The organism is Eubacterium ramulus (genome assembly GCF_045002895.1).
GTDB classification, from domain to species: Bacteria; Bacillota; Clostridia; order Lachnospirales; family Lachnospiraceae; genus Eubacterium_I; species Eubacterium_I ramulus.
Map to the genome: position 1 here is coordinate 1,776,624 of NZ_CP173382.1, position 26,138 is coordinate 1,802,761.

The 26,138-nt window shown below is 44.2% G+C and carries 21 protein-coding genes, 1 tRNA gene and 1 other RNA gene; 5 read left to right on the plus strand and 18 right to left on the minus strand.

What is annotated here, in order from left to right; all coding sequences use genetic code 11:
- Positions 1–70 precede the first annotated feature (70 nt).
- Positions 71–1,243 carry a pyridoxal phosphate-dependent aminotransferase gene (locus ACIRUQ_RS08525; RefSeq protein ID WP_021739214.1) on the plus strand — a complete coding sequence of 391 codons (1,173 nt, stop codon included), beginning with the start codon at positions 71–73 and terminating at the stop codon, positions 1,241–1,243.
- 110 nt (positions 1,244–1,353) lie between these two features.
- Positions 1,354–2,091 carry a YwaF family protein gene (locus ACIRUQ_RS08530; protein WP_044963479.1) on the plus strand — a complete coding sequence of 246 codons (738 nt, stop codon included), beginning with the start codon at positions 1,354–1,356 and terminating at the stop codon, positions 2,089–2,091.
- Positions 2,092–2,138: 47 nt separating this feature from the next.
- Here the strand turns inward: ACIRUQ_RS08530 and ACIRUQ_RS08535 are convergent, their stop codons facing one another.
- The 9 genes from ACIRUQ_RS08535 to ACIRUQ_RS08575 form a co-directional block, all read right to left on the minus strand.
- The gene (locus tag ACIRUQ_RS08535; RefSeq protein WP_021739216.1) at positions 2,139–2,384 is read right to left on the minus strand and encodes a hypothetical protein; all 246 of its coding nucleotides are present in this window, start codon (positions 2,382–2,384) and stop codon (positions 2,139–2,141) included.
- Positions 2,385–2,616: 232 nt separating this feature from the next.
- Positions 2,617–3,048, minus strand: a complete 432-nt coding sequence (gene nifU, locus ACIRUQ_RS08540) for a Fe-S cluster assembly scaffold protein NifU (RefSeq protein ID WP_022035438.1) — start codon at positions 3,046–3,048, stop codon at positions 2,617–2,619.
- The gene (gene nifS / locus ACIRUQ_RS08545; protein WP_021739218.1) at positions 3,038–4,225 is read right to left on the minus strand and encodes a cysteine desulfurase NifS; all 1,188 of its coding nucleotides are present in this window, start codon (positions 4,223–4,225) and stop codon (positions 3,038–3,040) included. Before nifS ends, nifU begins: the two co-directional genes overlap by 11 nt.
- Before the next feature lie 183 nt (positions 4,226–4,408).
- Positions 4,409–5,155, minus strand: coding sequence for a DeoR/GlpR family DNA-binding transcription regulator (locus ACIRUQ_RS08550; protein ID WP_021739219.1), 747 nt, complete (start codon positions 5,153–5,155; stop codon positions 4,409–4,411).
- A 135-nt stretch (positions 5,156–5,290) separates the two neighbouring features.
- Positions 5,291–6,949: a phosphoenolpyruvate--protein phosphotransferase gene (gene ptsP / locus ACIRUQ_RS08555; RefSeq protein WP_021739220.1), complete on the minus strand. Its 1,659-nt coding sequence runs from the start codon at positions 6,947–6,949 to the stop codon at positions 5,291–5,293.
- Positions 6,950–7,129: 180 nt separating this feature from the next.
- A complete protein-coding gene (locus ACIRUQ_RS08560) occupies positions 7,130–7,387 on the minus strand; it encodes an HPr family phosphocarrier protein (RefSeq protein WP_021739221.1) in 258 nt (85 codons plus the stop codon).
- Between the two features lie 24 nt (positions 7,388–7,411).
- Positions 7,412–9,328 carry a fructose-specific PTS transporter subunit EIIC gene (locus ACIRUQ_RS08565; protein WP_055289533.1) on the minus strand — a complete coding sequence of 639 codons (1,917 nt, stop codon included), beginning with the start codon at positions 9,326–9,328 and terminating at the stop codon, positions 7,412–7,414.
- Positions 9,329–9,387: 59 nt separating this feature from the next.
- Positions 9,388–10,296 (minus strand): 1-phosphofructokinase, encoded by a 909-nt coding sequence (pfkB, locus tag ACIRUQ_RS08570; RefSeq protein WP_021739223.1) that lies wholly within the window; start codon positions 10,294–10,296, stop codon positions 9,388–9,390.
- A gap of 362 nt (positions 10,297–10,658) precedes the next feature.
- Positions 10,659–14,465 carry a phosphoribosylformylglycinamidine synthase gene (locus tag ACIRUQ_RS08575; RefSeq protein ID WP_055289531.1) on the minus strand — a complete coding sequence of 1,269 codons (3,807 nt, stop codon included), beginning with the start codon at positions 14,463–14,465 and terminating at the stop codon, positions 10,659–10,661.
- Positions 14,466–14,719: 254 nt separating this feature from the next.
- On the opposite strand from ACIRUQ_RS08575, the gene ACIRUQ_RS08580 reads away from it, so the two are divergent.
- Positions 14,720–15,604 (plus strand): LysR family transcriptional regulator, encoded by an 885-nt coding sequence (locus tag ACIRUQ_RS08580; RefSeq protein ID WP_336302587.1) that lies wholly within the window; start codon positions 14,720–14,722, stop codon positions 15,602–15,604.
- A gap of 315 nt (positions 15,605–15,919) precedes the next feature.
- Here the strand turns inward: ACIRUQ_RS08580 and ACIRUQ_RS08585 are convergent, their stop codons facing one another.
- Both ACIRUQ_RS08585 and ACIRUQ_RS08590 read right to left on the minus strand, forming a co-directional pair.
- On the minus strand, positions 15,920–18,310 hold the full coding sequence (locus tag ACIRUQ_RS08585) for an ATP-dependent DNA helicase (protein WP_055289528.1): 2,391 nt from the start codon (positions 18,308–18,310) through the stop codon (positions 15,920–15,922).
- A gap of 183 nt (positions 18,311–18,493) precedes the next feature.
- Positions 18,494–18,721, minus strand: a complete 228-nt coding sequence (locus ACIRUQ_RS08590; RefSeq protein ID WP_022034971.1) for an HPr family phosphocarrier protein — start codon at positions 18,719–18,721, stop codon at positions 18,494–18,496.
- A gap of 443 nt (positions 18,722–19,164) precedes the next feature.
- Here ACIRUQ_RS08590 and ACIRUQ_RS08595 point away from each other — a divergent pair, with 443 nt between their 5' ends.
- Together ACIRUQ_RS08595 and ACIRUQ_RS08600 are read left to right on the plus strand one after the other, a co-directional pair.
- Complete coding sequence (locus ACIRUQ_RS08595; protein ID WP_242853577.1) at positions 19,165–19,359, plus strand: Uma2 family endonuclease; 195 nt, start codon at positions 19,165–19,167, stop codon at positions 19,357–19,359.
- A gap of 142 nt (positions 19,360–19,501) precedes the next feature.
- Positions 19,502–19,575: transfer RNA gene (locus ACIRUQ_RS08600), tRNA-Met, on the plus strand.
- 254 nt (positions 19,576–19,829) lie between these two features.
- On the opposite strand, the gene ACIRUQ_RS08605 is transcribed toward ACIRUQ_RS08600, so the two are convergent.
- The 7 genes from ACIRUQ_RS08605 to rpoD all read right to left on the minus strand — a co-directional run bounded on the left by ACIRUQ_RS08605 (position 19,830) and on the right by rpoD (position 26,095).
- Positions 19,830–20,516, minus strand: a complete 687-nt coding sequence (locus ACIRUQ_RS08605; protein ID WP_021738292.1) for a J domain-containing protein — start codon at positions 20,514–20,516, stop codon at positions 19,830–19,832.
- A complete protein-coding gene (locus ACIRUQ_RS08610) occupies positions 20,513–21,358 on the minus strand; it encodes a DUF5685 family protein (protein WP_055289523.1) in 846 nt (281 codons plus the stop codon). The genes ACIRUQ_RS08605 and ACIRUQ_RS08610 overlap by 4 nt, the downstream gene beginning before the upstream one ends.
- A gap of 102 nt (positions 21,359–21,460) precedes the next feature.
- Positions 21,461–21,877 (minus strand): hypothetical protein, encoded by a 417-nt coding sequence (locus tag ACIRUQ_RS08615; protein WP_070103940.1) that lies wholly within the window; start codon positions 21,875–21,877, stop codon positions 21,461–21,463.
- A 166-nt stretch (positions 21,878–22,043) separates the two neighbouring features.
- Positions 22,044–22,558, minus strand: an RNA gene (gene rnpB, locus ACIRUQ_RS08620) — RNase P RNA component class A.
- 49 nt (positions 22,559–22,607) lie between these two features.
- Positions 22,608–24,272 (minus strand): nucleoside kinase, encoded by a 1,665-nt coding sequence (locus ACIRUQ_RS08625; protein ID WP_242853576.1) that lies wholly within the window; start codon positions 24,270–24,272, stop codon positions 22,608–22,610.
- A complete protein-coding gene (locus ACIRUQ_RS08630) occupies positions 24,253–24,984 on the minus strand; it encodes a class I SAM-dependent methyltransferase (protein WP_055289521.1) in 732 nt (243 codons plus the stop codon). Before ACIRUQ_RS08630 ends, ACIRUQ_RS08625 begins: the two co-directional genes overlap by 20 nt.
- Position 24,985: 1 nt before the next feature.
- Positions 24,986–26,095 carry an RNA polymerase sigma factor RpoD gene (gene rpoD / locus ACIRUQ_RS08635; RefSeq protein ID WP_129899575.1) on the minus strand — a complete coding sequence of 370 codons (1,110 nt, stop codon included), beginning with the start codon at positions 26,093–26,095 and terminating at the stop codon, positions 24,986–24,988.
- Positions 26,096–26,138 lie beyond the last annotated feature (43 nt).

The window sequence follows — 26,138 nt, forward strand, 5'->3', positions numbered from 1 at the left end:
CAGGAAAGTGTGCTTTTACACATTAAAAAGCTAAACTGGCAAATTTTCCCGCATTTTGGAGGAATGAATTATGGAATTTAACAGACAGATCAGCAACGTGGAACCATCAAAATCCGTTACTTTGCTGACAAAAACAAAAGAATTACAGAAAATTGATCCTGAAATATTAAATCTGACCGGCGGTGAACCGGATTTTCCAACACCGAAAGCCATCTGTGATACTGTTGTGGCGGAACTTGCTGCCGGACATACACACTACTCCGACAGTCGCGGAGATGCACAGCTGCGTGCCCGCATTGCCCGTAAATTACAGGAGGAAAATCATGCTCCTTTTCAGCCGGAGAATATTTTGATCACACCGGGGGCAAAATATGCTGTGTACCTGACCATCCGTGCACTGATCAATCCCGGAGATGAAGCTATCTGGCTCACACCCGGCTGGGTTTCTTACCCGTCCATCGTGGAAGCCAGTGGTGGTATTCCTGTGGCGGTCCATTTAAAATATGAAGAAAACTACCGCATTACAGCAGAAGCGCTGGAGGCTGCCGTATCGGATAAAACCAAACTTCTGATCATCAATTATCCGAACAACCCCACCGGACAGATTCTGACAGAAGCAGATATTCAGGCATTGACCGTCTTTTTGCGCAAGCATCCGAACATTTATGTTTTATCCGATGAAATTTATGAGAAAATCGTATATGATCAGAAGCAGATTATCAGCCTTGCTTCTATTCCGGAATTTTTCGATCGAGTTGTCATCGTCAATGGTTTTTCCAAATGCAGTGCCATGACCGGATGGCGTCTGGGCTATCTTGCCTGCAATACTGCGATGTATCAGGTTGTCCTGAAGCTGTTCCAGCATTCCATCAGCTGCACCAGCGGCTTTTTGCAGAGAGGTGCACTGACTGCCATGGACTGTGTGGAAAAAACAGAACAGATGCGTCAGGCATACGAAAAGCGCAAGAATCTCCTGGTCAAAGGAATCCACGAGATCCCAGGAGTGGAACTTCTGACTCCTGCCGGAGCTTTTTATGCCTGGGTAAAATTTGATACCGATATGGACAGTGAAACACTCTGCAATGATCTCCTTGATAAAGCAAAAATTGCCGGTGTTCCGGGAATTGCCTACGGAGAAGAAGACTGTGTCTGCATCCGCTTCTCCTTTGCAGCATCGGAAGATGTGTTAAGAACCATGTTAGAACGGTTAAAAACTTATCAGACCACTCACAATGACTTATAATTTACAAAAAAAGAACCTCGTTTCATACATAAGGAAAAACCAAAGATTGTACATTAACATCGTTTCCACGGTTTTTCCTTTTATCAATTGTATGAATGAAGGTTCTTTTTATGTATGGTTATTTTTTCACTTATCAGGACGCTCTGCCTGAAAATTCCGGTTTTCCACTTTTTGGCGGTGTTCATTTTATATGGATTGCAGGCATTGCCATGAGTATTTTCCTCCTGTGCAAAGTATACCTGCGTCTTGCCAAAAACAAACGCCTGCAAATGCTAAACGCTTTTGTGCTTCTGGCCTTGTGCTGCACATTTACGCAGGATGCTATTTTGGCTGTCACCGGACATATGAATGCAAGAATGCTCCCGTTCCATCTCTGTGATCTGGCCACATTTTTTTACCTGTTTTTGCAAATGCGCATTCTGCGCACCGGTCACTGTGACTCACTGGCAGAAATTGCACTGTGCCTTTTTATGCCTGGCGCCGTTCTAGGAATTTTATTTCCGGTGTGGAGTGTATATCCGGCTTTTCATTATATGACAATCCACGGTTTTATATATCACGCTCTGATCATCCTTTATCCATGGCTGCTTTTTGTCAGCGGAAACGTTCGTCCCAGAACCAAACACATCTGGCAGCCGGTACTATTCCTTTGTTGCATTGTGCCACCCGTTTATCTCTTTAATAAAAAATTTGACAGTAACTACATGTTTATCAACTATCCACCAGCCAATACGCCACTGAAAGTTCTTGCCGATCAAATTGGAAATCCCGGCTATTTGCTTGGATATGCCATTTTTATCTTTTTGATGATACTGATTTTATATCAGATTTTCAACAGATTTCAATGATCCTATACCCGTAATAGCCCAAATCATCTTGGTACCCACTGTATTCTTTATCGGCGCATCAATGTTAAGATGCCACCGAAAAATCCATATACAAGTGTAATCCAGCCACAAACCAACATTAAAAATACCAGATGCGTCATTCCCGGAATCGTAACAAACAGATTCAAGATCATCACTGCTGCCAGTGAAATTGCCGCTACAACTACCGTACGCAAAAACAGATATAAATATTTACCTGAATTTACTGTATGTCTTCCTGCTTTATTTGAATATGCATAAATCTTTTCCATCATGTCATGCCCTCTTTCTTAACATCAAAAACTCTTTTCTTTTGATATTGAAATCCTAGCATGTCATCGTAAAAAACAAAGCATATTACCGTAAATTATAAGTAAAACTTTTATTTCGTTTTTATGCCAATTTGCATTTTTCAATAATTACAGATAGTATACCATAAAGAAAAGCGCCCTACAAAGGACGCTTTTCTTTCGCTCACAAGTATTTATTCATTTAAGGAATGGTGCTTTATTCGTGGCAGTGTGCACAGTCTACAGACTGGAATTTTTCATGATCGTATGCAATGCCGTTTTTATCATAGTAATCTTTTACTGCTGCTTTTACTGCTTCCTCAGCAAGTACGGAACAGTGGATTTTTGCCGGTGGAAGTCCGTCAAGTGCCTCTACTACTGCACGGTTGGACAGTTCCAGCGCTTCGTCGATTTTTTTACCTTTGATCATCTCAGTAGCCATAGAACTTGTTGCAATGGCAGAGCCACATCCAAATGTATTGAATTTTACATCTGAAATTGTCTGATCTTCCGGATTGACTTTGATATACATTCTCATGATATCACCACATTTTGCATTTCCTACTTCGCCGACTCCGTCAGCATCTTCCATTTTACCTACGTTTCTCGGATTCTGAAAATGATCCATTACTTTTTCACTATATAACATGTTTTTTCTCTCCTTTTTCCAATTCATCCCAAACCGGTGACATATTTCTTAAATAAGTTACGATCTTTGGTAATTCTTCTAATACATAATCCACTTCTTCCTGTGTATTATACTCAGACAGGGATAAACGAAGGGAACCGTGTGCTACTTCGTGTGGCAGTCCGATTGCAAGAAGTACATGAGACGGATCTAAGGAACCGGATGTACATGCAGAACCGGAAGATGCTGCGATACCTTTCATATCAAGCATCAGTAACAGGGATTCGCCCTCAATGCCTTCGAAACAGAAGTTTACGTTACCCGGGAGACGTTTTGTACGGTCTCCGTTTAATTTGGAGTGCGGAATCGTCAGCAATCCATCGATCAGACGGTCACGTAAAGCTGTCATTTTTGCTGCGTTCTCTTCCTGATGAGCCAGAACATTTTTCAATGCTGCAGCCATACCTACAATTGCAGGAATATTTTCTGTACCGGCACGTTTGCCACGCTCCTGTGCACCACCCTCAATGATGTTAGAAAGCAGGATCCCTTTTCTTGCATACAGGAAGCCCACTCCTTTTGGTCCATGGAATTTATGTGCGGATGCAGACATCATATCGATATTCTGCTCTTTCACATTAATTGAAAGATGTCCAACTGCCTGTACAGCATCTGTGTGGAAATAGACCCCTTTTTCTTTACAGACTGCACCGATTTCAGCAATTGGCTGGATGCTTCCAATCTCATTATTTGCATACATGATTGTTACAAGACAGGTATCCGGGCGAATGGCTGCCGCAACTTCTTCCGGCTGAACGATACCATTTTCATGGACATCCAGATATGTTACTTCGTAACCTTCTTTTTCCAGTTTCTGCAATGTATGAAGTACGGCATGATGCTCAAACGTTGTGGAAATAATATGTTTTTTATTTCTGCGTGCACCCCATTTTGCTGCAGATACGATAGCCTGATTGTCTGCCTCACTTCCACCGGAAGTAAAATATATTTCATTCGGCTGTGCCCCGATACAGGCTGCGATCTCCTCTCTTGCTTTCTCCAGTACCTCCTTGGATTTCTGACCCGGAGTATGAAGACTTGATGCGTTTGCATATACAGTTTCCAGGCATGGAATCATAGCGTCCAATGCAACCTGGCTCATTTTTGTCGTTGCCGCATTATCAAAATATACGTTCATAGTCCCTCACACTTTCTAGTTTAGTATTTGTATCTCAACTATTGTTTTCTCAATTCGCGGATATCTTATCATAGTATTCCCCTAATGTCAATAGGAATTAAGGTGTTTCATTTAAAGAACAAAAACAAAAATAACTCCAACAATCCTATGTCGGAGTTATTTTTGTTTTAATTCATGCTCCTGTTACGGCACCACAATGATATTGTTATGTCCTTTTAATACTGCATCCGGGATTTGTTCTGTCAGAATCTGGGCAGACTCAAATGTTGCGAACCGGACCGGATTGACCTGGTGAAACTTCGTGCTGTCACACAGCACATAAGATTTCAGACTGTGCACCATGGCACATTCCTTGATTTTGGCTTCATTGATCTCCGGGGTGGTAAAACCAATCGTCGGAGATGCACCGTTGGTTCCCATAAAACTTTTTGTAAAATTAAACTTCTGAAGGCTTAAACAGGCTTCATTTCCAACAATCGCTTCCGTTGCCGCCTTCAGTTCACCACCAAGGATAATGACATGGAATCCCCTTTCTGCAAGCTCCAGCGCGTGTGAAACCGCATTTGTTACAAAAGTTGCCGTTTTTTCTGTAATATATGGTATCATGCAGGCAGTCGTCGTTCCGGCATCCACATATACAAAATCATGGGGTTCGATCAGGGAAGCAGCATATCTGCCAATCTTCTGCTTCTCTTCCTGATACATTCCCTTACGCTGAGAAACCTGCTCATCTTTGGTCGCAAGATTTGATTCTGTCAGCATGGCTCCGCCAAATACTTTCACCAGCGCACCTTTTTCATCCAGTGTGTTCAAATCACGCCGGATCGTAGATTCCGAAGCATCGAAGTATTCTTTCAGCTCCTGAACAGTCACGCTGCCTTTCAAAGTAAGCAGGCGCAGAATTTCCTCCTGCCTCTTTTCTGTCAACATCTAGTATCATTCCTCTTTTCTGTTACTTTTCTAATGCAAGAACGCCCTCGGAATTCTTGCTGCGAGATACATGCTATGCGTTACTGTTCACGCGTGCCATTCGCAAAACGTCCTTTCAGGACCTCCGTAGCTACCCTACAGCCATTTTTTCAGAATTTCTTCCTTATTTGCACTGCTGTCAGTTTCGCAGATCAGACGACGGATCGTCAGCAGACGACCCGGAGATACTGACAATTCATCAATACCCATTGCCAGGAATAACTCTGTCAGATCGCTGTCTGCACCAAGTTCTCCGCAGATACCACACCAGATTCCTGCTTTATGTGCATTCTGTACGGTCTGATAGATCATTCGGAGTACTGCGATATGATGTGCATCGAAAAATGCATCCAGAGACTGGTTCTGACGGTCAATCGCCAATGTATACTGCGTCAGATCATTGGTTCCGATACTGAAGAAATCTACTTCCTTTGCCAGCAGATCACTGATAGTTGCTGCTGCCGGTGTCTCGATCATAATACCCTGCTCCGGTGTACCATACGGAACGCCGTCTGCATCCAGTTCTGCTTTTACCTCTTCCACAATCTCTTTGATCTGTGCAATTTCAGATAAAGAAGTGATCATCGGATACATGATTGCAATGTTTCCATAAGCGCTTGCACGGAACAGTGCACGCAGCTGTGTTTTGAAGATTTCCGGTCTGGTCAGACAGATGCGGATGGCACGGACACCCATCGCCGGATTCTCTTCTTTTGCCAGTTCAAAATAATCTGCCTGTTTGTCCGCACCGATATCCAGGGTACGGATGATGACACGTTTGCCTGCCATAGTCTCAGCAACTTTTTTGTATACTTCAAACTGTTCTTCTTCCGTCGGATATGTCTCGGACTCCAGATATAAGAACTCGCTGCGGAACAGTCCGATACCCTCAGCACCATTCTGAAGAACCAACGCCAGATCTTTGACATTGCCGATATTTGCATAAGTCAGTACTCTTTTGCCGTCCAGTGTAATACTCTCTTTATTTTTAAAAGTCTGAAGAAGCTCTTTCTTCTCCTCCTCCTCTTTTTTCAGAGTTTTCATTTTTTCCATGGTCTCAGCATCCGGATCCACATAGATGGTTCCATGGTTGCCGTCTACAACAGCCAGTTTCCCATCCAGATCCTGTGTAAGTTCCATCTCTGTACTTACCAGGGCCGGAATTCCCATGGTGCGGGCAAGAATTGCTGTATGGGAGTTGACAGAACCATGTACAGTTACGAAAGAAAGTACTTTGTCCTTCTCCAGCTGAACTGTCTCACTCGGAGCCAGATCATCCGCCAGAATGATCACCGGCTCATCTGTCACAACTTTACTTTTGTTCTCACCATTTAAGTTTGCAATAACACGTTCAGAGATATCACGGATATCTGCCGCACGCTCCTTCATATAATCATCATCCATCTCGGCAAACATAGAAGAAAAATGATCGCTTGTCACAGCTGTCGCATACTCTGCATTCACCTGCTGCGTACGGATGATATTTTCTACCGAATCCTGATAATCCTCATCCTCCAAAAGCATCTGATGCATTTCAAAAATAGCGGCATTTGCTTCACCTACTTCTTTTACAGCTTTGTCGTATAACTCCCCAAGTTGTGCCTGAGCCGCTTCTCTGGCAACCTGAAACCGTTTTACTTCTGCTTCCACGTCCTCAATCTTCTGACGTGTAACCTGCTGCTCTCCTTTTTGGTATACACATAAATGTCCGATTGCAATACCGCCAAACACACTTTTTCCCTGATATACGTTCATACCACATTGTTCCTTTCCTTATTTATATCATTCACCGTAATTTTCTATCAAACAAAAAGCTGTGTACGCCAGATGTTTTCCACCGTACACAGCCTCTCTGGCTCAAAATACCAACCATTTTATAAATGATCATAACTTATTCAGAGCATTCTTTTCCAAAACCTTTTTTCAGTTGTTATCTTACAGATTTGTTTTGAAGAAATTTTCCAGTTTCTCAGCTACTGCGTCTTCGTCTTCGCCTTCTACTGTTACAGTAACTTCCTGTCCACATTTAATACCAAGGCTCATAACAGCCATTAATTTCTTCGCCTCAACCGTTTTACCTTCTTTTGTAAGTTTGACAACGGAAGTAACTCCTTTAAGCTCTTTTACCAGTTCAGAAGCCGGACGAGCATGGATTCCCTGTGCATCTGTGATTACGTACTTAAATTCTTTCATGTTCAAGTTCTCCTTTTCAATCAATTATTCATTTACTTTTTTCTTCAAGAGACCGAGTAAAACGGCGGAAATAACGGTTCCGACTGCAAGTGCCACCAGATACATACCTGCATTGCCCATAACCGGTACAACAAAGATTCCACCATGCGGTGCCATCAGTGTACATCCGAATGCCATAGATAACGCACCTGCTACCGCTGAACCAACCACACAGGATGGCAGGACGCGGATCGGGTCTGCTGCTGCATATGGAATTGCACCTTCTGTGATAAATGCAAGTCCCATAATAAAGTTGACCGGTCCGGATTTGCGTTCCTCTTTTGTAAATTTGTTCTTAAAGAGCAAAGTAGCAAGAGCGATCGCACACGGTGGTACCATACCACCGATCATAACTGCTGCCATAATATCATAGTTTCCGGCAACGATTGCTGCGGTACCAAATACATATGCTGCCTTATTGAATGGGCCACCCATATCGATTGCCATCATTCCGGCACATATGATTCCCAGTAATATTTTACTAGAAGCCCCCATATTGGTCAAGGCTGTATTTAAAGCTGTATTCAAAGCTCCTACCGGAGGTTCGATGACAAACATCATGATCAGTCCCATCAGCAGGATACCACATACGGGGTATAACAATACCGGTGTGATCTTTTCCAATGCATCCGGCAATCTTGAAAATACTTTTTTCAGTAATAAAATGATCAGTCCTGCCAGGAAACCGGCTGCCAACGCACCAAGGAAACCGGATTTTCCGTTTGCTGCAATCATACCACCAACAAAACCAACTGCAAGTGCAGGTCTGTCACCGATACTCATAGCGATAAATCCGGCCAGCACCGGAAGCATCAGTCCAAAAGCAATTCCACCAATCTGTTTAAATGCTGCTGCTACTGGTGTGATCGTACCAAAGTTTGCTCTCATATCTGCGGAGAGTGAATTGATATCTACGTTCATTCCATCGATCAGGAATGCAATCGCGATCAGAATACCACCGCCGACAACAAACGGAAGCATATGGGATACACCGTTCATCAGATGTACATACAATTTGTGACCAATTCCGCCGGAAGTTTTCTTGGAAGCAGTACTCTGGCTGCCTGCATTACTGCTGTGATAGATTGGTGCATCTCCGCTGATCGCACGTTCTACCAGCTGATCTGCTTTACTGATTCCGTCAGAAACCGGAACCTCGATCAGTTTCTTTCCATCAAACCGATCCATCGGAACCTTTGCATCTGCTGCTACGATAACGCAATCTGCATTTGCGATCTCCTCATCTGTCAGCACATTTTTTGCACCGCCGGATCCTCTTGTTTCTACTTTAATAGAACAATTATGAGATTTTGCTGCTTTTTCCAGACCTTCCGCTGCCATATAAGTATGTGCAATACCGGTCGGACAGGAAGTAACTGCAATAATTCTGCACACAGAACCTTCTGTCTCCGTCTGAGCTGCCAGCTGATCGTTCAGATCCGGTTTTTCCTCATCTGCCGCATCTACAATCTCTAAAAATTCATCTACGGAAGATGCGTTTTTCAGCTTCTCCACAAAGTTCTCATCCATTAATAACATGGAAAGTTTACTGAGCACATCCAGATGAATGTTGTCCTCGGTATTTGGTGCTGCGATCAGAAACAGCAGATTGACCGGCTCATCATCCAGAGAATCAAAATCAACACCATCTTTGATGACCATAGCTGCAAGTCCCGGTTTTGTAACTGCATCACATTTTCCATGTGGAATTGCAATTCCCTCTCCAATACCAGTGGTACTCTCTTCCTCTCTCAGATAAACCTGTTTGCGATACGCTTCCTCGTCATTGATCTTGCCGCTTTTTACCATCAGGGCAACCGCCTGGTCGAGCGCATCAGATTTTGATGCACAAACGGCATCCAGCGAAATACTTCTTTTGTCCAGTAAGTCTGTAATTCTCATACTCTCATTACCTCCTCTTTCCTTTGTCCGTTTTGTTTTATCTTCTTATCAACTGTTTCTTATGCCTCGATGGATGCATAAACCTGTCTGATTTCTGCTTCTGTCGCAAGTAGTTCTGAAAATGCACTTGCACTTCCTGCGGAAATTCCCATGCGGAAGGCATGTTCATAATCCTGTTTTTCAATCCATCCGGCTACAAATCCTGCCACCATGGAATCACCTGCGCCGACTGCATTCACCAATGTTCCCTTCGGTGCCGGAAGCTGATGGAATCCGCCGTTTTCATCCAGAAGAACTGCGCCCTGTCCTGCCATAGATACAAGTACATTTCTGGCTCCCATCTCCTGCAGTTTCTTTGCGTATGGCTGAACCTCATCTCTTGTCTTTAACTCTACACCAAAAATCTCGCCAAGCTCATGATTATTCGGCTTGATCAAAAACGGATGATACTCCAGTACATTCATCAGAAGTTCTCCGGTAGCATCAACCACGAACTGTACACCTTTGGATGCCAGACGTGCCATAATGTCACGATAGATCATCTTCGGCATACTTCCCGGAATGCTTCCTGCCAGTACCAGATAATCTTCTGACGTCAGTGTATCCAGTTTCTGCATCAGAGATTCTACATTCTCCGGACTGATATCCGGTCCCATACCATTGATCTCTGTTCCGTCAAAATCCTTCAATTTGACATTGATCCTTGAGCACCCCTCCGGTAAAGATATAAAATCATGTGTAAAGCCGATCTCTGCCATTCTGCGCTCAATCTCCTTACCTGTAAAACCTGCTGAAAAACCAAGTGCTTTTGTTTCAATTCCCAGATTATAAAGTACGGTAGACACGTTGATTCCCTTGCCGCCCGGGAGCATCTGCTCTGCACATGTCCGGTTTGTCATACCCATCTGAAAATCATTTACTGATACGATATAATCCAGTGACGGATTAAAAGTTACTGTGTAAACCATCTTGCACCTCCATGTCTTTTATGCCTGTATTATACCGTCACATTCAGTCATAATCAATCATTTTAATTCACAAAAAAACTTTTTATTTTTATGCAATATTCACAATCATTCACTTTCATTCACTTTCATTCACTTTTTTTGCAAAAGAAGATCAAATAGTGTAAATCCGTTCAATCTCATTCATTTTTATTACAATGCTCTGCGATTGTTTCTATCTGTAATGGTTTTATACATGGATAAAATCTTCATGGCATAAAAAAGGGAAATCAATTATTTTTCTCAACGGCCGATTGTAAGCCGCGGAAACAAAATAATGATTTCCCTTCTCAGTCATATCAATTTTTCAGAAAAATAAGCAAACTTTAGTCGCGGAAGAATGCTACACCGGACTCAAAGATCTTCAGATCCTGCTCGCCGTAAATGTTGATAGCCACGCCATCACCACGACGTTCAGAATGAGCCATCTTACCGAGAACCCTTCCATCCGGACTTGTAATACCCTCGATAGCCATGTAAGAACCATTGACATTCCACTCTTCATCCATCGTCGGATTGCCTGCCTCGTTGACGTAGCAGGTTGCCACCTGACCGTTTGCAAAGAGTTTCTGCAGCCACTCCTCGTTTGCTACAAAACGACCTTCACCATGAGACGCCGGGTTCGTGTAAATCTTGCCCACCTCTGCCTGTGCCAGCCATGGCGATTTATTGGACATCACTTTTGTATAAACCATCTTGGAAATATGACGTCCGATGGTGTTATATGTCAGTGTCGGAGAATCTGCTTTCTGCTCACAGATTTCACCGTAAGGAACCAGACCAAGTTTGATCAGTGCCTGGAAACCGTTACAGATACCGAGGCAGAGTCCGTCACGCTCATTTAAGAGTTTTTCAACAGATTCTTTGATTTTTGCATTACGGAATGCAGTTGCAAAGAATTTTGCACTTCCCTCCGGCTCATCACCGGCAGAGAATCCACCCGGGAACATAATGATCTGTGCCTGGTCGATTGCTTTTGCAAATACATCGACAGAATCACGGATATCCTGTGCATTCAGGTTTTTAAATACTTTCGTCACAACATTTGCGCCTGCACGCTCAAATGCTTTTGCAGAATCATACTCACAGTTTGTACCCGGGAATACCGGGATAAATACCGTCGGTTTTGCAATTTTATTTTTGCATACATAGATTTCTTTGGTAGTATAAAGTTTTGCATCCAGCTCTTTTTTATCTGTGGTTGCTCTGGTCGGATATACTTTTTCCAATGTGTTTGTCCATGCGGATAATGCGTCATCCATTGCAATCTCCGCATCACCATAACGGAATACCGGCTCTTCTAAAACAGAACCAACGATGGACACGTTTGCACGAAGTCCTACAGCCTCTAATGCTGCTTTTACAGCATCCGCATCTTCCGGTGCAACCTCTGCTACCAGATTACCAAATCCCGGTGCAAATGCTTCTTCCGGCTTCAGGCAGCCACGGATGGATACGCCCAGTTTGTTACCAAATGCCATCTTGCTGACTGCAGCTACCAGACCTTTTGCATCCAGTGCATATACCGCTTTCAGTTTCTGATCCTGGATCAGGCTGTATACTGCATCATACAGTTTCATGACCTGAGCATAATCCGGCAGATCATAAGCATCATGATCAATGGTAAAATACATCAGTTTATCGCCTGCTGTCTTTAACTCCGGAGTCACGATATCCTGTTCTTTTGCAACGTCTACAGCAAAGGAAACCAGTGTCGGCGGTACATCAATCTCATTGAAAGTTCCGGACATGGAATCTTTTCCGCCGATGGACGGCAGACCAAAGCTCATCTGTGCCTGATATGCGCCAAGTAATGCTGCAAACGGCTGACTCCAGCGTTTCGGATCCTCGTTCATTCTGCGGAAGTACTCCTGGAATGTGAAGCGGATCTTCTTGTAATCACCTCCGGCTGCCACGATCTTGGAAATAGACTCCAGAACCGCATAAACAGAACCGTGGTATGGACTCCAGCTGGACAGATACGGATCAAATCCATAACTCATCATCGTAACGGCATCGCATTTTCCAGTCATAACCGGAATTTTTGCAACCATACTCTGTGTTTCGGTCAACTGATATTTTCCACCATATGGCATATATACACTTCCGGCACCGATGGAACCGTCAAACATTTCCACCAAACCTTTCTGGGAGCATACGTTTAAGTCTTTTAATGTATCTACCCATGCAGCCTTTACATCGTTATGTTCCAGATCTTTTGCAACGCTGTCAAGCGCGATTTTATGCAGATAATTATCCTCTCTGCTCGGAATTTCCACCTGAACACCTGTCTCCTGGTGTGCACCGTTTGTGTTCAGGAATGCACGGGAGATATTTACGATTTCTTTACCTCTCCAGATCAGAACCAGACGCGGATCTTCCGTAACAACTGCTACCGGAACTGCTTCTAAGTTTTCCTCTGCTGCATAAGCAAGGAACTGATCCACATTTTCCGGTGCAATGACAACGGCCATACGCTCCTGTGACTCAGAAATAGAAATTTCCGTACCATCCAGACCGGCATATTTTTTCGGAACTTTATCTAACTCCACACGCAGGCCATCTGCCAACTCACCAATGGCAACAGATACACCGCCGGCACCAAAATCGTTACATTTTTTAATAATATGACTGACTTCCTCTCTGCGGAACAATCTCTGTACTTTACGCTCTGTCGGCGGGTTACCTTTCTGAACCTCAGCACCACAGGTATCGATAGAAGATGTGTTATGTGCTTTGGAAGAACCGGTTGCTCCACCACAGCCGTCACGACCGGTACGACCACCAAGCAGGATGATAATATCACCCGGATCAGAAGTCAGACGCTGTACGGCACGTCTCGGAGCTGCACCCAGAACCGCACCGATCTCCATACGTTTTGCCACATAGTTCGGATGATATACTTCCTTGACAAAACCGGTTGCCAGACCAATCTGGTTACCGTAGGAACTGTAACCCGCTGCTGCGGAACGGACAATCTTCTTCTGCGGAAGTTTTCCTTCCAGAGTGTCTTTTACGGAAACGGTCGGATCAGCCGCACCTGTGATACGCATTGCCTGGTAAACATAAGTACGTCCGGATAACGGATCACGGATGGCTCCACCCAGACAGGTTGCGGCACCACCAAACGGCTCGATTTCAGTCGGATGGTTGTGTGTCTCATTTTTGAAGTTTACCAGCCACTCTTCCGTCTTGCCATCCACCTCCAGCGGAACAACAATACTGCAGGCATTAATCTCATCAGATTCTTCCTGATCTGCCAGTTTTCCCTCTTTTTTCAGTTTCTTCATAGCCATCAGTGCAAGATCCATCAGGCATACAAATTTATCGTCACGGTCTTTATAAAGTTCTGCGTAAGTCTCCTTATAATTATCATAGGAAGCTTTGATCGGCTCCAGATAATCACCATCTTCAAATACAACATCCTTTAACTCTGTGGAGAAAGTAGTATGACGGCAGTGATCAGACCAGTATGTATCAAGTACACGGATCTCTGTCATTGTCGGGTCACGGTGCTCATCTTTCACAAAATAATTCTGAATGTGCTGGAAATCCTTAAATGTCATAGCCAGATTTAAGGATTCATATAATGCTTTCAGTTCTGTTTCCGGCATCTCACAGAAACCATCAAATACGATAACATCTGCCGGCTCGTCAAAGTTCTGAACCAGTGTCTCCGGTTTTTCAAAACCGGTCTCTCTGGAATCTACCGGGTTGATACAATGATGTTTGATGGCATCTAACTGCTCCTCAGTCACATCACCTTCGATCACATAAGTTGTTGCGGTACGGATGACCGGCTCCTCATTCTCGTTCAGAAGTTTTACACACTGAACAGCGGAATCTGCTCTCTGGTCAAACTGGCCCGGCAGGAACTCCACACTGAATGCTTTTGCGCCTTTCAGATCAAAAGTTTCTTCATAAATATCATCAACAGGCGGCTCGGAGAAAACACTGACCAGTGCTCTCTGATAAGTAGCCTCAGAAATGTTTTCCACATCATAACGGATCAGAACACGTACTCCTGTGACGGAAGTAATTCCAAGATAGCTCTTGATTTCTTCCTGCAGTTCTTTTGCTTTTACTGCATACGCTTCTTTTTTCTCTACATAAACTCTGCGTACATTACTCATATCGGATCCTCCATTTTAAAATTAGGTAAAGCGGACATTCTCTCCAGTCCATCTCTGCAATATTACATGGCACAGACCTGTTCCGTGCTATCATGGTACCTTTAGTATACCGTAGACATTTCAATTAGAAAAATTAATATATTTAATTCTATATATAAGTTTCACTAATTTATAATTGACATACGCTCTTACACTTTATATACTAATATAAAAAGAGATTTCTGTAAATCAAAACATACAAAGGGGATACTTCTATGGATATCAATTATGAACTTTACAAAGTATTTTTTTATGTGGCACAGTCGTTAAGCTTTTCGGAAGCCAGCAAACATCTCTACATTTCCCAGTCTGCGGTCAGCCAGTCCATCAAGACACTGGAACGCAAACTCGGACAGCCGCTTTTTATCCGCAGTACAAAAAAAGTGCAGCTCACCCCGGCCGGGCAGCTGCTGTTAAAACATGTGGAACCGGCGATGAACCTCATCCGCCGCGGTGAAAACCAGCTCTTTGACAGTCAGGGGCTCGGACTTGGTCAGCTGCACATCGGCGCCAGCGACACCATCTGCCGTTATTTTCTCGTTCCGTATTTCCGGAAATTCCATCAGCAGTATCCAAATGTGCCGATCAAGGTCACGAACGCAACCTCTTTGAACTGCGTGGATCTGCTGGAACAGGGAAAGGTGGATCTGATCATCACCAATGCACCAAATACCCGGCTAAACCAGTCTTACATCCGGAAAACTGTCTGTGAATTTCATGATGTATTCGTGGCAAATCCGGCTTATTACCCATTGAAATCCCGGGTACTGCGCCTGGCGGAGCTTTCCGGCTATCCACTGATCACCCTGGAACGTCACTGCACCACCTGCGAATTTCTGCACAATCTGTTTCTGCAGCATCAGCTGGAACTGGTACCGGAGATTGAACTTTCCAGTAACGATCTGCTGATTGATTTTGCAAGAATCGGTCTTGGCATTGCCTGCGTACCGGACTACTGCGTCCGGGAAGGCAATGAGGAACTGGATATCATTGAAACAAAAGAAACCATGCCTGCACGACAGATCGTGGCTTCCGTGAATCCGACGCTTCCGATCAATGCACCAACAGAGGCATTTCTGGACTTGTTACCATCTCTGTAACTTCTTGTTTGTCTTGTTGTTGGCTGAAATTTAATTTTTAATACGAAAACGAAGCATCCTGTCAGGACGCTAGACGCTCACTACCCTCGTTTCACGTCGTTTTCATCGCGCTCGTTCCCACGCCTGAAAAAGAGGTTGTTCCCACTCGCGCAAAAACTCGTGAAACTCGGTCGTTTGCTTAATCGCTTTCCCTGACAGGATGCTTCGTTTTCTGTATTTACACAGTGAAATAATCAGCCATTCACACGACGCACTGCGTAGCGGCGCAGCGGAGGCAGAAAATCATCCGTGTCTGTCTGGATTTCTGCTTCAGATTTACCCTTTACACAGATTCCAGAAGGCTTCCAATGCCTCAGGCAGACTATCCAACGTATGCACCTCATACTGACTCCACTCCCTTGGGAAAAGCTTCCTGTAATCACTTCGCAGAAAACGTTCATCCAGCAGACCGATGATCCCCCGGTCAGACGCTGTCCGGATCACACGTCCTGCCGCCTGCAACACCTTATTCATCCCCGGATACTGATAGGCATAATCAAATCCCTGTCCATTCTCTTCCTGATAGTATTCTTTCAGGATTTCGCGCTGGTTACAGATTTGTGGCAATCCCGTTCCGACAATCAGAACACCGATCAGAAGATCTTCCTTCAGATCGATCCCCTCCGAAAAAATACCGCCAAGCACACAGAATGCCGCCAGGGATTTTCCTCTTGGATTGGAAAACTCCTGTATGAATTCTTCCCGGTCTGCCTCATTCATATTTCCGCTTTGCATCATACAGTCTGCTTCCTGCTCATTGACCGCCAGAAACTGTTCATACACATCCTCCATAAAACGATAAGATGGAAAAAATATCAGATAGTTTCCCTTTTTTGCCCGCAACACCTGTTGGATATACAAAGCAATGCGATGAAACTCTCCAAGGGTCCGTCGTGTATACAAGCTGCTGACATCCCGGCCGATAAACAGCAGACGCTGTTCCTCTCGAAACGCTGAATCCGCGTATACCGCATAATTATCTTTTTTCGAACTTAACAGATTTTTATAATAGTTCACAGGAAGCAATGTCGCAGAGAAAAAGATCGTACTTTTCCCCCGCTCCAGACACTCCTGCAGATTTACGGATGGATTCACACAATACAAGTGCAGACAAAACCGGTCTGTTTCATCAAAATCAGAATACAGTACATAATTTTCATCCACCCGCTCAAACATATTCATAAAATGCCGCAAATTCAGATAAAACTCCGTGACTTCTTTTCGCTCCGGCATCTCCCCTCTCGACTGCAGAAAAATATCCAGCAGAGACATCAGACGCATCAGGGAAAATGCAAAGGCTCCGATGCTCTCATATATCGTATATGTTTCACATTCCCGCTTCCATTCCAACATCTGGCGGTTACATTTTTCCAAAGCCGCTTCCAGTTTCCGGTCCTTACCACGCACCAGCTTTTTCACCGTCAAAATCTCTTCTTTTACCAAAACGGCACTGTACATCTCCCGGCCGCGCTCCACCAGATTGTGCGCCTCATCCACCAGAAAAATATAGTCACCTTTTTCTTCCTCGGAAAAGAACCTCTTCAGATACACATTCGGGTCAAACACATAATTATAATCACAGATAATGATATCTGCATACAGTGACGCATCGAGTGACATTTCAAAAGGGCACACCTGATATTTTTCCGCCTGCGCCAGCATCCGCTCCCGGGTAAAATCCTCCTCTGTGGTGATCAGATCATACACTGCATCGTTTACCCTGTCATAATGTCCTTTCGCCCGCAGACAGTTGGATGGATTACAATCCATTTCCTCACAGGGACACATTTTCTCTTTGGCCGTCAGTACAATGACCTTTCCGCGGTAACCCTTTGCTTTCAGAAGGTCACATGTATCCTTTGCCACCGTTCGTGTGATCGTCTTTGCCGTGAGATAAAAAATTTTGTCTCCCAGATTTTCCCCAACAGCACGGATTGCCGGAAACAGCGTAGAAATCGTCTTTCCGGTTCCGGTAGGTGCCTGGATAAACAATATTTTTTTCCGGTGAATGGTTCTATATACATCTCCCACCAGTTTGTACTGTCCCTCACGGTAAGGAAACGGAAACTCCAGTGTCTGTATGGATGTCTGACGGATCTTTCTCCATGTAAACTGAAAATCTGTCCATTTCCGATAGGCTTCCATCATATCCTGAAACCATCGCTCCAGCCAGAAAAAAGAAAATGCTTCCTCAAACCGGCAGATTTCTTCTGTATCCAGATCACAGTAGGTCAGCTGCACGGAAATCTGATCCAATCCGTTCTGCAATGCATAAATATACGCATAACACATCGCCTGTGCCTTGTGCACAAAAATCGGTTCCTCAAAACGTGTCACATCGGTATACATGCATTTGATTTCATCAACGGTCACACCATCTGCATTTGTAATAATACCATCAGCCCGGCCTTCCAATGCCAGCACATACTGCTCCTGCGGCACTTCCAGTTTCAGAGGAACCTCTGCTCGATATTCCATTCCCATCCGTCCCTGGATTTTACGGTGCATCCGGCTGCCTTCCTGCATAGCCTCTTTCTGTGCACCTTTTCCAATACGATTGTCAATATCTCCGGAACGAAAAATAAATTCCACCAGATTTCGCACGGAAATCCGTATTCTCGTCAGCTCCCGCTGCTCTGTCGCTCCAATCGTTTCTATCTGCTCCATAAATGACTGCTATCCGCCTTTTCAACACTTTATACTGAATCTTCTATGTATCATCGATTCAGCAAACTGTTATCAGTGTAACACATCTTATGTTTTTTTTCACTGCAAACAGAAAAAAGGCCGTACGATTATCGTACGACCCTGTATATATCTCTGTTTTTTTCAGTGATTTGTGGATTCTGACTATGCAGCAGCATACTTGCTCAGAATCTGTTCGAAATTACCATCGTTTCCGCCATAAGATACCGTAAAAATTTTCGAAAGTCCAAGACTTAAAACGCCAAGAAATGATTTCGCATCTACGATGGCACGCTGATAGTGCAGGTTAATATCAAAATTACATTCGGATGCTGCATTGACAAATTCCTGTACTTCATTGGTTGCATTTAATTTGATTTTCTTTTCTGTCATGATTGATTCACCCTTTCTATAATGAGCTCACCCCTATACAAAATGGAAAATTGGTAACGATTTCATTTTTTATTCCATCATTACACTCTATGCAGTTTCTCCACATCGGATGCATTATTGCATGATATTGATTTTTTGTCAAATCAGGATATTTCACATTTCTTCTCCAAAATGGTAGTTCCAATTGCAAGATTTCCTTTACATTTCGTGGAATCTGTCAATATTACTCTGCTGCAGGCTTTCCTTTCCCGTCAGTTTGCTCTGAATTTTATGTAATTCAATACAAAAAATTTTGAATGCAAAAACATTTTTCATAATCTTTCACTTTTTTAAACAGGTTTACCGCGCATTCTGCACAAGTCTGTCCATGGAAAATCTCTGATCGTGGCTGTGAAGGTGCTCCTGATCTGGTTATTGAAGTGGTATCTCCCAGCAGCCGACGCATGGATTACAATATAAAGAATGCCCTCTACGCTTCTGTCGGTGTTCGTGAATATCGGATTGTTGATCCTGCCAAAGAAAGAACTACGATCTACTATTACGAGCAGGATGCTGCACCAATGATCATTCCATTTCATCAGGAAGTCATTTCCGGCATTTATAAAAATCTGAAAATAAAAATAGCTGATTTATTATAATAATTACAGTGTCAAAAGGTCATTCATCCACCTGTGCTTACACAAAGGTGGATGAATGACCTTGAGGCACTTCCGATATGAAAAAAATTCAAAAAACTGTTGACAAATCCCGCCACTTCATGTATAGTAAAGAAGTTCGTGTGGCGAGATAGCTCAGTTGGCTAGAGCATGCGGTTCATACCCGCAGTGTCGAGGGTTCGAATCCCCCTCTCGCTACTTCTGAAGACCTGTTGGAATTTCCAACAGGTCTTTTTTTGCACTATCCTGCATTCAAGTCGAACGCACGTGAGACTTGGTGCGTGATTCTGGTCAGTGAAAGCGGATTGCGAATGTCCGCTTTACTCTCTGTGTAGACAGAAATCGGGATATCTTTTCTCCGAAAGCGATTGCTAGCTGAGGAGACAAGATATCCCGATTTCTTTTATAAAAATTAACGTTCCGCCACTGATCACTGTTCCACAGCCACAGTCTTAAAATGGCCGAAAACAACAACAATTCAAAAACATCATAAATCCACACCAGATGGCACACATCCGTGACAGTCCGGATACCGGTCTCTGATAAGCTGATCCCATGTTCTGATACCAGGTACCGCCGAACTGAAGATTCTGCAAAAACTGCCGATATTCCATATTGCTCGGTTCCATAGACACCGCCTGCTGTGCATGCTCCTGTGCAGCCACATTATTACCGGCTCCCTGATTTGCCACTGCAGAGAAGAAATACCATCTCGCACTGCGCTGTCCAGCCGGAATATCATTCAACGCATGCAGTGCTTCTTTATAATATCCGTTTCGGATATAGTTCAAAGCTGCCTGCATATTCACAGAATCATTCTGCTGGGAACGCTGCTCGCTCTGACCGTTAAAATCAAATCCACCAAAGCCGCCATAGCTGCCATATCCGCCGTATGCGCCATACGGCCCCGACTGTGCACTGCTATTCTGGTAGCCTCCTGCATACCCCTGCTGTTTTTCTTTCATGATCTGCGTGTATGCCTGCTGCACTTCTTTAAATTTTTCTTCTGCGATCTCCGGGTGCGGACTGTTGACATTTGCATCCGGATGATACTGTCTGCTTAGTTTTCTATATGCCTTTTTTATCTCTTCATCAGTAGCACCGGGAGATACTCCCAGTACTTCATAAGGATTTCTCACTGAGATTTCCTCCTCTTTTTCTTCTTTGCCTGTACATACTCGTATTTTGACCATACGCCGGAGTACAGAATATTCCGGATAATCGATGCATGCTGAAGAATCGGAAGCCGCTCAAAGGATTTGGAACACTCCGACATCATACTGGTCAGGATCAGTTTGCTCAATGTCTCAAAATCCTGCGGACTGTTTTTTACCATGGACTCAAAAGGATTATACTCTCTTTTCCGCAGATCTTTTTCCAGATCCTCGTAGGCATCCATCAGATAGATGAACTTGCCCATGTAAAATCCCATGCAATGTAATTCTTCGGACCATATATCATCCTTCCATGCAAAAATTTCACCCAGCATTTCACCGGTGAGACCTGCGATCGCATCCAGATTCGTTTCCCGCTTATGCTCCAGCATATTCAGTTTTCTCATGTAAGCTTCCACTGCCTCTGCCTGCCGCGGATATTTGCGCGATATCCGTGCATAATCCTTTTTCAGCATCATGGACATCACATGCTTCGGATAATTTTTCTCGTCCTGCCAGTCATCCAGCAGATTGTGGTAAGACAGCAGCACGTTCATGTCAGAGGCATACTGTGTCACCTCATTGATATATGCGATTTTCTTTTTCCCAGGATGCAACGGACAGAAAAATTCTTCTTCCTTATTCTCCAGTTCATACAGACCGGACAGCAGAATAATCAGGAACGTCATGTCATAATTCAGCAGCACCTGCCCTTTGACCCCACTGCTCTTACGCAATGCCTGACACAATCCACAGTAGTAAGACTGATAATCTTTTCTGTCTTCCTCCGAAAGTTCTTTTCGATTCACATAAATATATCCAAACATGATCATACTCCTTGTATTCTCATTTTTCTTTTCGCATTTTATCCGGCTTTTTCTTCAAGCATTTTGCCATTTGTAGCCCAACATTCGATTTAAACGATTTCTCTAACTTCTCTTTACAAACTCTGTATGGCATTTCGGACAGGTAATACAGATTTTTCCTTTTCCTTTCGGCACACGCACCTTCTGTGCACAGTTCGGACATGCAAAAAAACGATACATCTTTTTCTGCTCATGATGTGCTTTCCGCTGCGCCTGCTTCTGTGCAAAACTTGCAGAACCACCGGTTCTTCCCTTTTTAAAGAAACATACGGCACGATATCTGAAATTCATATATTTCTGATTTTCAGCTGCACGTTTTGAAATATTTTTGGAAAACATACGATAATAGCACCAGAACAGCAGTGCCAATGCGACAATCTCGACGATTGGTCTGCGGATAAACATAGAAACTACCAGAATGATCAATGCAACCGTTGATAAAAAACGATTGAGCTGATCCATACCATAACGTCCATACATAAATTGTTGAAAACGATTTCTCACCTGTAACACCTCAGTCTTTTTATTTAATAAAGTCCCTGTTTCAGAACCGATAACCTTATGTTACAGTTTGTGCAAATTGATGTCAACAAACCTATTGTCTTTTCACAAACATTTTAGAAAAAGTTAATAGAACAAAAAATACAATTCAAGCAAAACGATAAGCCGGGTTATGTCGTGAATGATCATCTATCCAGGATAACTGTTGCCAGTTACCTCAAGCGACCTACCTAAAGCTGGCGGGCCACGTCAACGCTTTGTTTCGGTCTTGCTTCGGATGGGGTTTACATGTGCCCCGACTGTTACCAGCCGGGCGGTAGTCTCTTACACTGCCATTCCACCCTTACGTTAACAATGAGCAATACACAGAATCCTGTTTTACTCCGCCATGCGGTCTCTCAAATTGCTGCGCAATTTTCGATACACGGCATTCGCCGTATCCATCCCCGGATTCATCCTGTTTTCTCTGTAAGCAAGCTTACTCGAAAATCTGCTGAATCCGTGTCTGCGCATGGCTCATTGCTAACGCGGTATCTTTCTGTTGCACTGTCCTTGGAGTCACCTCCACCGGATGTTATCCGGCATCCTGCCCTATGAAGCCCGGACTTTCCTCACCTGCGGTCTTTCGACACTTGCAGCCGCGATCATTTGTCTTACTTGAATTGTATTCTTTTCACTTAAATTATGCTGTTACCTTTGTATGACGTTACTACACATGAAAACAGCTTCCACCGATAAATTCCCTCAGAATCGAATTGTGCCCGATATTCTCTCCCGGTACCGGAAGAAAATAATCCAGGAACTTCAGCAGACGTTTTGCTTCCGGATATTCCGGGCAGTCTGCATCGATGGAAAAGAGCAAAGGCTCCGCATATAATTTTAACACAGATAATTCATAAATCAAGGCCGAATTGAACATTACGTCCGCTTCTTCCTGATATGGAAAGATATTTTTCTCTTCTCCACGCCGTACCGAGTTCCAACGCGCCAGTGTTTCCCTGGCAGAAGTGTTTCTGGTGCGGGCATCCCGTACCATACGACGGATCAGCCGTCCGTCCGCAGTGGACAGATTATTGTGATCATCAATGTTTAGCTGTGTCAATGCGCTGATATATATCTTATACTTGTTTTCTTTTGGCAGTTCATAGGAAAGTTTTTCATTCAATCCGTGAATGCCCTCAATCACCAGAACATCCTCCGCCCCGAGTTTCAGCGGTTTTTGACGGTATTCCCGGTGACCGGTTTTGAAATTAAACACCGGAAGTATCACTTCTTTTCCCGCCAGCAGATCTGTCATACACTGATTAAACAGAGGAATGTCCAACGCTTCCAGACATTCAAAATCATACTCACCATTTTCATCCAGCGGTGTCTCTTCTCTGTTGCAATAGAAATCATCCAGAGAAATTGGATGCGGTTTCAGACCATGTGCCGTCATCTGAATGGATAAACGATGGGAAAATGTTGTTTTTCCGGAAGAAGAAGGTCCTGCGATCAACACAAACTTTTTCCTGCGGTCTGCCGCAATCGTCTCAGCGATATCACCGATTTTTTGCTCCATGTAGGATTCCTGCACCAGGATCATATCCTGGATCCGGCCGGCTGCGATCACATCATTGAGTTCCCCCACTGTACGGATTCCCATATCAATTCCCCACTGGGCAGAGTCATTTAATGTGTTGAACAATTTATCGGTTACTTCAAAGTCCGCCACTTTCCGTGTTTCTTTTCCCGGAAACATCAGCATAAATCCATTCTGGTACGGAATCAGATCAAAATATTTCAGATAACCGGTGCCAGGCACCATATAGCCATAATAGTAATCCGGGAATTCCTGCAATTCATATACATTCACTCTGGAACTGCGGCGGTAGCGCATCAGACGGACTTTATCCATTCTTCCCATCTGACGAAACCGTGCAGATGCATCCTGCGTGCTCATATTATATTTAACGATAGGAAGATCTGCTTCCACAAATGCCTGCATCTTCTCTTTCAGAGCCTGCAACATCTTCTGATCCGGGACACAGATGGCATCCTCATGGCGGAATTCACAGTAGTAGCCCTGACCAATGGAATGCTGGACAAGAAGCTCCAGGTTCGGATACAGCTTCCATGCCGCTGCCTCCATCAGAAGCGTTACACTTCTCCGGTAAGTATCTCTGCCCGGTTTTTCGGCAGTGGTGATAAATTCCAGTTCTCCGTCCCGGAGTACTGACTGATGTAACTCCCGCAGATCCTGCTGGAATTTCACCAGCACAATATCATTTTCCATCTGTGACTGATATTCATCTGCAATCTGCTGAAAGGTTGTCTCCCGCGGATATTCCCGCTCTGTTCCCTGTATCGTAATCTTACACATCTGCTGTTTCATATCTTTTCAACGCCTCCAGAATCAATTGTCTTTTTTCCTGTACCTGCGCCATACGGATCGTAATCCGCTCATTCTCCGGCTGCGCTGCAAGCTGACGACAGACCGTATCCACGGTCTTCAATTCCCGCTGCAGCCATTCTTTCAGCACCGGATGTTTTTTCTGTAATAATACAGGGCCAAAGGCATCTTCCACCTGCACCTGAACTGTCTCTTCTCTTTGATCAGATGCTGTCTCCTGCACCACCTTCATCATCGGATAATACTTTCCATCCTCCAGGATCATCTCTTCTTCCAAAATCCGGAATCCATGTGTGCGCAGATAGGCTCTTACCTGCGCAATTTCTGACTGTGGCTGCAGGATCAGTTCTTCACTGCCGGTCAGTGCATGTGTGCCCTGGGATAATATCTTCATCACCAGACCACCACCCATACCGGCGATCAGTATCGTATCTGCCTCTCCCGGCTGCAGCGCAGTCAGTCCATCCGACAGACGCGTCCTGATCCGGCTTGAGAGTCCCTGTTGTTTGATATGGGCTGTTGCCTGCTGCAGCGGACCTTTTCCGATATCCATAGCTATGGCAGAAGGAATGATCCCCGTCTGACACAGATAAATCGGTATGTATCCATGATCCGTTCCGATATCAGCCAGACGATGCCCCTTCGATACCAGACTGGCCAATGCAGATAACCGGTTTGATAAACGAATCGCCATCTTAATCCAGATAATCCTTCAGCTTTCTGCTGCGGCTCGGATGGCGTAATTTCCGCAGTGCTTTTGCCTCGATCTGACGGATACGTTCACGGGTAACATTGAACTCTTTTCCAACTTCTTCCAATGTACGCGCACGGCCGTCATCCAGACCAAAACGCAGACGAAGCACTTTCTGCTCACGGTCTGTCAGTGTGCTTAAAACTTCCACCAGCTGCTCTTTTAACAGTGTGAATGCTGCTGCATCTGCCGGAACCGGCACATTGTCATCCTGAATGAAATCACCCAGGTGACTGTCTTCCTCTTCACCGATCGGAGTTTCTAAAGAAACCGGCTCCTGGGAGATTTTTAAGATCTCACGCACACGGTCTACCGGCATATTCATTTCCTCTGCAATTTCTTCCGGAGTGGGTTCACGTCCAAGTTCCTGCAATAACTGTCTGGACACCCGGATCAGTTTATTGATCGTCTCAACCATATGCACCGGGATACGGATGGTACGTGCCTGATCAGCAATAGCACGGGTAATCGCCTGACGGATCCACCAGGTCGCATAGGTACTGAATTTATATCCTTTTCTGTAATCGAATTTCTCAACGGCTTTGATCAGACCCAGGTTACCTTCCTGAATCAGATCCAAAAACAGCATACCTCTTCCCACATAACGTTTTGCAATACTTACAACCAGACGGAGGTTTGCCTCTGCCAGACGTTTTTTCGCCTCCTGATCACCAAGTTCCATACGTTTTGCAAGTTCGATCTCTTCCTCCGCAGTCAGCAGCGGAACTTTTCCGATCTCTTTTAAATACATACGCACCGGATCCTCAATGCTGACACCATCCGGTACAGACAGATCGATTTTCTCTACTTCTACATCATTATCTTCGTCATCAATCAGGATATCGTCATCATCGTCTGTAATACGAAGGACATCGACATGATTTGCCTCCAGGAAATCCAGAATTTTATCAATCTGCTCCGGACTCAGGGCAAAATCCTTGAAATGGTCATTGATTTCCTGATACTCGAGCATATTTTTTTTCTTTTTTGCCAGTGCAAGCAGTTCCTGAAGTTTTGCCTGGAATTTTTCTGCCCGCTCTGCTCTTTCTCTCATTTTCTGATCGTTTTTCTCTGCCATCTTGTTCATCCTTCCATGT